This window comes from Pantoea folii (assembly GCF_056678875.1).
Genome location: NZ_JBWXON010000008.1, coordinates 206,395 through 214,250, shown reverse-complemented (window position 1 = coordinate 214,250; position 7,856 = coordinate 206,395). Strand labels below are relative to the sequence as shown.

The window sequence follows — 7,856 nt, the reverse complement described above, 5'->3', positions numbered from 1 at the left end:
AAATCCGGAAACGAAGCGTTTCCGGATTCTTACACAGCCACTGGATCGTTCAACTGATCCTTAACTGATCGGCATTACGGACATTGTCCGGCTTTTTTATTTCTGTGGCAGGCTACAGGCGTGCGATATCTCGTCCACCGGCCTAAAGGCAGCGGATATCTTTGCCGTTTTCCCAGCTTTGCCGCAGACGATCCGCATTTTATCCTGCCAGCGACTTCCCGCCTTACGTTACGATAATGAAATGTTATGATCCCGCGTCCGTCGCTGTGGTCGTTCCTCGCGCGGCACTTCATCTGTGGCATATGAAATAAATTAAAAAATATCTAAGGAAGTCTCCCCATGCTCGCCAAATTAACCCGCCTGTTCCCGCTCTGGGCCGTGCTGCTCTCGGTCGCGGCGTATTACTCACCCTCGACGTTTCTCGGTATTGGGCCGTGGGTGACTTATCTGCTGATGCTGATCATGTTCGGCATGGGCGTCACTCTGAATATTGATGATTTCAAACGTGTGCTGACGCGTCCGGCACCAGTTATCGCCGGCACCTTTTTGCACTATCTGGTGATGCCACTCGCCGCCTGGGGCCTGGCAAAACTGTTCCATATGCCGCCGGATCTCTCGGCTGGGATGATTTTGGTAGGCAGTGTGGCCAGTGGCACCGCGTCCAACGTGATGATCTATCTGGCGAAGGGCGATGTGGCCCTGTCCGTGACCATCTCTTCAGTGTCTGCGCTGGTGGGTGTTTTCGCCACGCCGCTACTGACGCGCTTCTATGTCGATACTCACATTCAGGTCGATGTGATCGGCATGCTGCTCAGCATCGTTAAAATCGTGGTGATCCCGATTGGTCTGGGTCTGATCATCCACCACTCAATGAACAGCGTGGTGCGCCGTGTTGAGCCCTATCTGCCGGCATTTTCCATGGTCTGTATTCTGCTGATTATCAGCGCAGTGGTAGCGGGTTCTCAGGGCTTTATCGGTTCTGTCGGCCTGGTGGTGATTGCGGCGGTGATCCTGCATAACGCCATCGGCCTGCTCGGCGGTTACTGGGGTGGCAAGCTGTTTGGCTTTGACGAATCCACCTGCCGCACGCTGGCACTGGAAGTGGGTATGCAGAACTCCGGTCTGGCGGCAACGCTGGGCAAACTCTACTTCTCGCCGCTGGCCGCCTTGCCAGGTGCGCTGTTCTCGGTGTGGCACAACCTGTCAGGTTCACTGCTGGCCGGTTACTGGTCGGGCAAACCGATTGAGAAGAAGCAGAAGTAATCCTGCGAGCGGGCGGCCAAAGTGCCGCCCGCTGTCTATTTGCTACAGTTTCAGATAAGCGCGGATCCCATCCAGGAACATCTGCGTTGCCAGCATAATCAAAATCAAGCCCATCAACCGCTCCAGCGCGTTAACGCCTTTGTCGCCCAACAGGCGTAAAAACAGCCCTGACATCAGCAAAATGACCACGGTAACGCCCCAGGCAATCAGCAATGCGCCAACCAAATGTGACATCTGATTGGGATATTGATGTGACAGCAGCATCAGCGTGGCTAACAGCGAAGGGCCTGCAACCAGCGGAATCGCCAGCGGCACCAGAAACGGTTCTTCACCTGCAGGTAATCCGCTGGTGCTGGTTTCGCCAGAGGGAAAAATCATGCGAATGGCGATGAGGAACAGGATGATGCCGCCGGAGATCGAGACGGTTTCAGTACGCAAATTCAGGAACGCCAGAATACGTTCGCCGGTAAACAGGAACAGCAGCATGATGATCAGCGCGATCAGCATTTCACGTATCAGCACCGCACGCCGGCGCTTGGGTTCGAGATGCTTGAGCACCGACATAAAAATCGGCAGGTTGCCTAGCGGGTCCATAATCAACAGCAGCAATATGGTCGCAGATATCATTTCAGTCATAGGTAAAAGCCATCCCTTGTTCCCGTCATTTTTTAAACTGAGGTGCGTTGGCGACGACGGGGTTCCGAAACGCTGACTCGCATAGCCGATCGAGTTACGCCGAATTTCCGCCTGCCCGTACCTTGATTCATTGAGGGGAGTATTAGTTGTACTGCTGAAAAAGTTGGCGCAATCGAATTAATTCACTTGCCAGAAAGCCTGCATTTTGTAGAGTTGGAGGTCGCAGGTAAACCTGATTATTACGCAGATCAACTGGATATTCCGCTTGGTCTTTTCCTCGCACCACGAAGGGCACAGTGAAAACGCCCCGGACGGACAGAAAATGAAGAATGTAGGCTTTATTGGTTGGCGTGGCATGGTCGGCTCTGTGCTGATGTCACGCATGAGTGAAGAACGCGATTTTGATGTGATCAATCCGGTCTTCTTCTCCACGTCTCAGCTTGGTCAGGCAGCACCGACATTCGGCGGCAAGTCGACCGGTGCGCTGCAGGATGCTTTTGATATCGAGGCGCTGAAGGCGCTGGATATTATTATCACCTGCCAGGGCGGTGACTACACCAGTGAAGTTTACCCTAAGCTGCGTGAAAGCGGCTGGCAGGGTTACTGGATTGATGCGGCCTCGACGCTGCGCATGAAAGATGACGCCATCATCATTCTCGATCCGGTTAACCACAATGTGATTCGTCAGGGCCTCGACAACGGTATCAAAACCTTCGTCGGCGGTAACTGTACCGTCAGCCTGATGCTGATGTCACTCGGCGGCCTGTTCGCTAACGATCTGGTGGAGTGGGTCTCTGTCGCTACCTATCAGGCGGCCTCCGGCGGCGGCGCACGTCACATGCGTGAGCTGCTGACACAAATGGGCATGCTGCACGACCACGTGGCGAGATCCCTGCAGGATCCGGCTTCAGCGATTCTGGATATCGAACGTAGCGTCACCGATTTCACCCGTTCTGGCACCTTGCCAACCGACAACTTCGGCGTACCGCTGGCGGGCAGCCTGATTCCATGGATCGACAAGCAGCTGGATAATGGCCAGAGCCGCGAAGAGTGGAAAGGCCAGGCAGAAACCAACAAGATTCTGCGCACCAGCAGCGTGATCCCAGTGGATGGTCTGTGTGTGCGCGTCGGTGCACTGCGCTGCCACAGTCAGGCATTCACCCTGAAGCTGAAAAAAGATATCCCGCTGAACGAAATCGAACAGCTGCTGGCTTCTCATAACGAGTGGGTGAAAGTGGTGCCAAATGACCGCGAAATCACCATGCGTGAACTGACCCCTGCGGCCGTCACTGGCACGTTGACCACGCCGGTTGGTCGTCTGCGCAAGCTGAACATGGGACCGGAATACCTTTCCGCCTTCACCGTGGGTGACCAGTTGTTGTGGGGCGCGGCTGAACCGCTGCGCCGCATGTTGCGTTTGTTGATCGACTAAGCGCAGCGACAAACCAGACAGGCCGGGATTTCCCGGCCTTTTTTATGCCAACCAGGTTGCAAAACTTAACCCAAATTGCGCCTGACAAGTGATCCGCTTCCCCTTTTTGCTTGCCCGACAAGATTTTTTTGCTTTCCCCCCTGGCTTCTGCCAGCCCCAAGCTATGATTTAACAGTGATGTGCCGGTTGTTTACTGTTTTTGCTTTCCGAACTGAATGGTTGTTGTACACGGCAAAGATCTTCTCCCATGGACGGTGTCCTCTCTTGCTGATGTACGTATGGCTCAATGAAAAGCAGCGCACCAGAGGCGGCATTGTTGTCCACTCCGGTCGCCTGCGCAAAATCATAGGAAGAAAGTCATGTCAGAGCTTCCCGATCGCCAGGCGATCAATGCCCTTTTTGCCGGGAATTATGCCGATCCCTTCTCCTTTTTGGGGATGCACCAAACTGTCGAAGGCCTCGAAGTCCGCGCGTTGCTGCCCGATGCCTCCGAAGTCTGGGTGATTGAAACCAACACCGGACGCAAATGCGCGCAGCTTAAATGTCTCGATTCACGCGGCTTCTTCTGCGGTGTGATCCCACGCCGTAAAAACCTGTTTCGTTATCAGCTGGCGGTCACCTGGCACGGCCAGCAAAACCTGATCGACGATGCCTATCGCTTCGGCCCGTTACTGGCCGAAATGGATGCCTGGCTGCTCGGCGAAGGCACGCATCTGCGCCCGTATGAAACGCTAGGTGCACATAACGCGACCATTGATGGCGTCAGCGGCACCCGCTTCTCGGTGTGGGCACCGAACGCACGTCGCGTCTCCGTGGTGGGCGAATTCAATTTCTGGGACGGTCGTCGCCATCCGATGCGCTTCCGCCGTGAGCTGGGTATCTGGGAGCTGTTTGTGCCGGGCGCGGTGAATGGCCAGCTGTACAAATATGAAATTATTGATGCGTCAGGGCAGATGCGCATCAAAGCCGACCCGTTTGCCTTTGAAGCACAGATGCGCCCGCAAACCGCCTCGATGATCTGCGGCCTGCCGCCGAAAGTGGAGATGCAGCCGCAGCGCAAAGCCGCCAATGCTTTTGATCAGCCGATCTCGATTTACGAAGTGCATCTGGGGTCGTGGCGCCGCCACACCGACAACAACTTCTGGCTGAGCTACAAAGAGCTGGCCGAACAGCTGGTGCCTTACGTCAAAGAGATGGGCTTCACCCACATTGAATTGCTGCCGATCAACGAACATCCGTTTGATGGCAGCTGGGGCTATCAGCCTCTCGGCATGTATGCACCCACGCGCCGCTTTGGTACCCGCGATGAGTTTCGCCACTTTATCGCCGCAGCGCATGATGCCGGTCTCAACGTGTTACTCGATTGGGTGCCGGGCCATTTTCCCAGTGACGATTTCGGATTGGCGAAATTTGATGGCACCGAACTGTATGAGCACAGCGATCCCCGTGAAGGCTACCATCAGGACTGGAACACACTGATCTACAACTTTGGTCGCCGCGAAGTCAGTAACTATCTCTCCGGCAACGCGCTGTATTGGATGGAGCGCTTTGGCATTGATGGCCTGCGTGTGGATGCCGTGGCATCGATGATCTACCGCGATTACAGCCGCAAAGAGGGCGAATGGATCCCTAACCACTTTGGCGGGCGTGAAAATCTTGAAGCGATTTCCTTCCTGCGCCACACCAACCGCACACTGGGCCGTGCGGCACCGGGCACCATCAGCGTGGCAGAAGAGTCCACCGACTATCCGGGTGTGACACGCCCTTCTGAAGATGGCGGCCTTGGCTTCTGGTTCAAATGGAACCTCGGCTGGATGCACGACACGCTCGACTACATGAAGCTCGATCCAGTGCACCGTCGTTATCATCACAACCTGATGACCTTCGGCATGCTGTACAACTACACCGAAAACTTTGTGTTGCCGCTGTCGCATGACGAAGTGGTGCATGGCAAGCGCTCGATCCTCGATCGCATGCCCGGTGATGCCTGGCAAAAATTTGCCAACCTGCGTGCCTATTACGGCTGGATGTGGGGCTTCCCTGGTAAAAAGCTGCAGTTTATGGGCAACGAGTTTGCTCAGGGCCGCGAGTGGAACCACGATTCGAGCCTCGACTGGCATCTGCTGGAGGGCGAAGACAACTGGCACAACGGCGTACAGCGTCTGGTGCGCGATCTCAACCACAGCTACAAACACTTCACGCCATTACATCAACTTGATTTCGATGCGCAGGGCTTTGAATGGCTGGTGGTCGACGATCATGAAAACTCGGTATTTGTGTTTGCACGTCGCGATCGTGACGGCAATGAAATCATTGTTGCCAGTAACTTCACGCCGGTGGCGCGCCACGACTACCGCTTTGGCGTCAATCAACAAGGCGGCTGGCGTGAGGTGCTGAACACCGACCAACAGGACTACCATGGCAGTGATGTGCGCAACCATGGGGTGGTGCATACCGATTCAATTGAGAGCCACGGTCGGGCGCAATCGCTTAGCTTGGTCTTGCCGCCGCTGGCCACGATTTGGCTGGTGCGGGAGGGCGACTGATGCTGGAGCCCGGGCAGCCAACGCCGTTGGGCGCCCATTACGATGGGCGCGGCGTTAACTTCACGCTGTTTTCCCGCCATGCCGAGCAGGTGGAGCTGTGCCTGTTTGACGCGCACGGCGTTGAGCGTCGCTTTACGCTACACGCGCGCAGTGGCGATATCTGGCACGGCTATTTTCCAGCGTTAAAACCCGGCCAGCGTTACGGCTATCGCGTGCACGGCCCATGGGCACCGCAACAAGGACATCGATTTAACCCGGCCAAATTACTGGTCGATCCCTGCGCGAAAGCGGTGGTGGGGGATATTCCCGACGATCCGCGTTTTAGCGGAGGTGAGCAGCAGCCGGATGAGCAGGACAACGCTGCCATTGCGCCAAAATCACTGGTGATCGCCGAGGATTTTGACTGGGAAACGGATCAGCCGCTGCGCACCCCCTGGGGTAATACGGTGATTTATGAGGCGCACGTGCGTGGCTTAACCCGGCAACATCCGGAAATTCCGGAAAGGCTGCGCGGGACTTATGCGGCACTGGGCCATCCTGCTATGGTGAAGTACTTACGCCATCTCGGCATCACCGCGCTGGAACTGCTGCCGATTGCACATTTTGCGACGGAGCCACGGCTGCAGCGCCTCGGGCTAAGCAATTACTGGGGCTACAACCCCTTTGCGCTGTGGGCGGTGGATCCGCGCTATGCCTCCGGCGAGTACGGCTTAACCCCGTTGCAGGAGTTCCAACAGGCGGTCAAAGCGCTGCATGCGGCGGGTATCGAAGTGATCCTCGATGTGGTGTTCAACCACACCGCGGAACTGGAAGAGATTGGCCCCAACATTTCACTGCGTGGCGTGGATAACGCCAGCTATTACTGGCTCGACGCGCAGGGTGAATATCAAAACTGGACCGGCTGCGGTAACACGCTCAATCTCAGCGATCCACAGGTGATGGATTGGGCCTTAGAAGCGCTGCGCTATTGGGTGCGGGACTGCCATATCGATGGCTTCCGTTTTGACCTCGCCAGCGTGCTGGGTCGCATGCCTGATTATCGCCAGGATGCGCCGCTGTTCGCTGCCATCAAAGCCTGTCCAGTGCTGTCACAGGTCAAATTGATTGCTGAGCCCTGGGATATCGGTCCCGGCGGCTATCAGGTGGGCAATTTTCCCGTGAGGTTCGCCGAATGGAATGACCATTTCCGCGATGCCGCGCGCCGTTACTGGCTGCACGGCCAGCTCAACAACGGTGAATTTGCCCGGCGCTTTGCCGCGTCCAGCGATGTGTTCCAGCGCGAGGAGCGTTTGCCGCACGCCAGCATCAATCTGATCACCGCGCATGACGGCTTTACGCTGCGCGATGTGGTGAGCTTCAACAATAAACACAATCAGGCCAACGGCGAGGACAATCGAGACGGCAGCAGCAGTAACTTCAGCCATAACCATGGCAAAGAGGGGCTGCAGGTCAATTTCGATATCGTCGAACGGCGGCGGCGCAGCGTACACGCCTTACTCACGACGCTGCTGCTGGCGCAGGGCACACCGATGTTGCTGGCCGGAGACGAACGCGGTCACAGCCAGCACGGCAACAATAACGCGTACTGTCAGGACAACCCGCTCACCTGGTTGAACTGGCATCAGGATGATTTTGGACTGGTCGACTTCACTGCCGCGTTAATCCGGCTGCGTCAGCGCATTCCTGCACTGACAGCGGATCGCTGGTGGCAGGAGGGCGATGGCAACGTGCAGTGGTTCAATGCCAGCGGCAAACCACTGGGAAATGAGGAGTGGGAACAGGGGGCGCACAGAATGCAGATCCTGCTCTCCGGCCGCTGGTTAATAACAATCAACGCCACGGAATCGGTGAGTGACCTTGCCTTACCAGACGGAGAGTGGCGTGCCATTCCTCCTTTCGCCGGGGAAGATAACCCCATCCTTACAACTGTCTGGCACGGGCCCGCACACGGCGTGTGTGCGTTCCTAAAGCAATCATAA

Annotated in this window: 5 protein-coding genes; 4 read left to right on the top strand and 1 reads right to left on the bottom strand. The window is 56.3% G+C overall.

Annotation, left to right across the window (positions count from 1 at the left end):
• The first annotated feature begins 339 nt into the window (after positions 1 to 339).
• On the top strand, positions 340 to 1,263 hold the full coding sequence (gene panS, locus AC1MDE_RS11990) for a ketopantoate/pantoate/pantothenate transporter PanS (RefSeq protein WP_038643713.1): 924 nt from the start codon (positions 340 to 342) through the stop codon (positions 1,261 to 1,263).
• 42 nt (positions 1,264 to 1,305) lie between these two features.
• On the opposite strand, the gene AC1MDE_RS11985 is transcribed toward panS, so the two are convergent.
• Positions 1,306 to 1,899, bottom strand: a complete 594-nt coding sequence (locus tag AC1MDE_RS11985) for a YhgN family NAAT transporter (RefSeq protein WP_034827091.1) — start codon at positions 1,897 to 1,899, stop codon at positions 1,306 to 1,308.
• Positions 1,900 to 2,221: 322 nt separating this feature from the next.
• On the opposite strand from AC1MDE_RS11985, the gene asd reads away from it, so the two are divergent.
• The 3 genes from asd (at position 2,222) to glgX (ending at position 7,856) form a co-directional block, all read left to right on the top strand.
• Positions 2,222 to 3,331: an aspartate-semialdehyde dehydrogenase gene (gene asd / locus AC1MDE_RS11980; protein WP_058960034.1), complete on the top strand. Its 1,110-nt coding sequence runs from the start codon at positions 2,222 to 2,224 to the stop codon at positions 3,329 to 3,331.
• Between the two features lie 359 nt (positions 3,332 to 3,690).
• Positions 3,691 to 5,877 carry a 1,4-alpha-glucan branching enzyme gene (gene glgB, locus AC1MDE_RS11975; RefSeq protein ID WP_058960035.1) on the top strand — a complete coding sequence of 729 codons (2,187 nt, stop codon included), beginning with the start codon at positions 3,691 to 3,693 and terminating at the stop codon, positions 5,875 to 5,877.
• Positions 5,877 to 7,856, top strand: coding sequence for a glycogen debranching protein GlgX (gene glgX, locus AC1MDE_RS11970; protein WP_480344576.1), 1,980 nt, complete (start codon positions 5,877 to 5,879; stop codon positions 7,854 to 7,856). Before glgB ends, glgX begins: the two co-directional genes overlap by 1 nt.

Coding starts and splice junctions, on each gene's coding strand:
- glgB (WP_058960035.1), top strand. CDS start 3,691: ATGTCAGAGCTTCCCGATCGCCAGGCGATCAATGCCCTTTTTGCCGGG.
- glgX (WP_480344576.1), top strand. CDS start 5,877: ATGCTGGAGCCCGGGCAGCCAACGCCGTTGGGCGCCCATTACGATGGG.
- asd (WP_058960034.1), top strand. CDS start 2,222: ATGAAGAATGTAGGCTTTATTGGTTGGCGTGGCATGGTCGGCTCTGTG.
- panS (WP_038643713.1), top strand. CDS start 340: ATGCTCGCCAAATTAACCCGCCTGTTCCCGCTCTGGGCCGTGCTGCTC.
- AC1MDE_RS11985 (WP_034827091.1), bottom strand. CDS start 1,899: ATGACTGAAATGATATCTGCGACCATATTGCTGCTGTTGATTATGGAC.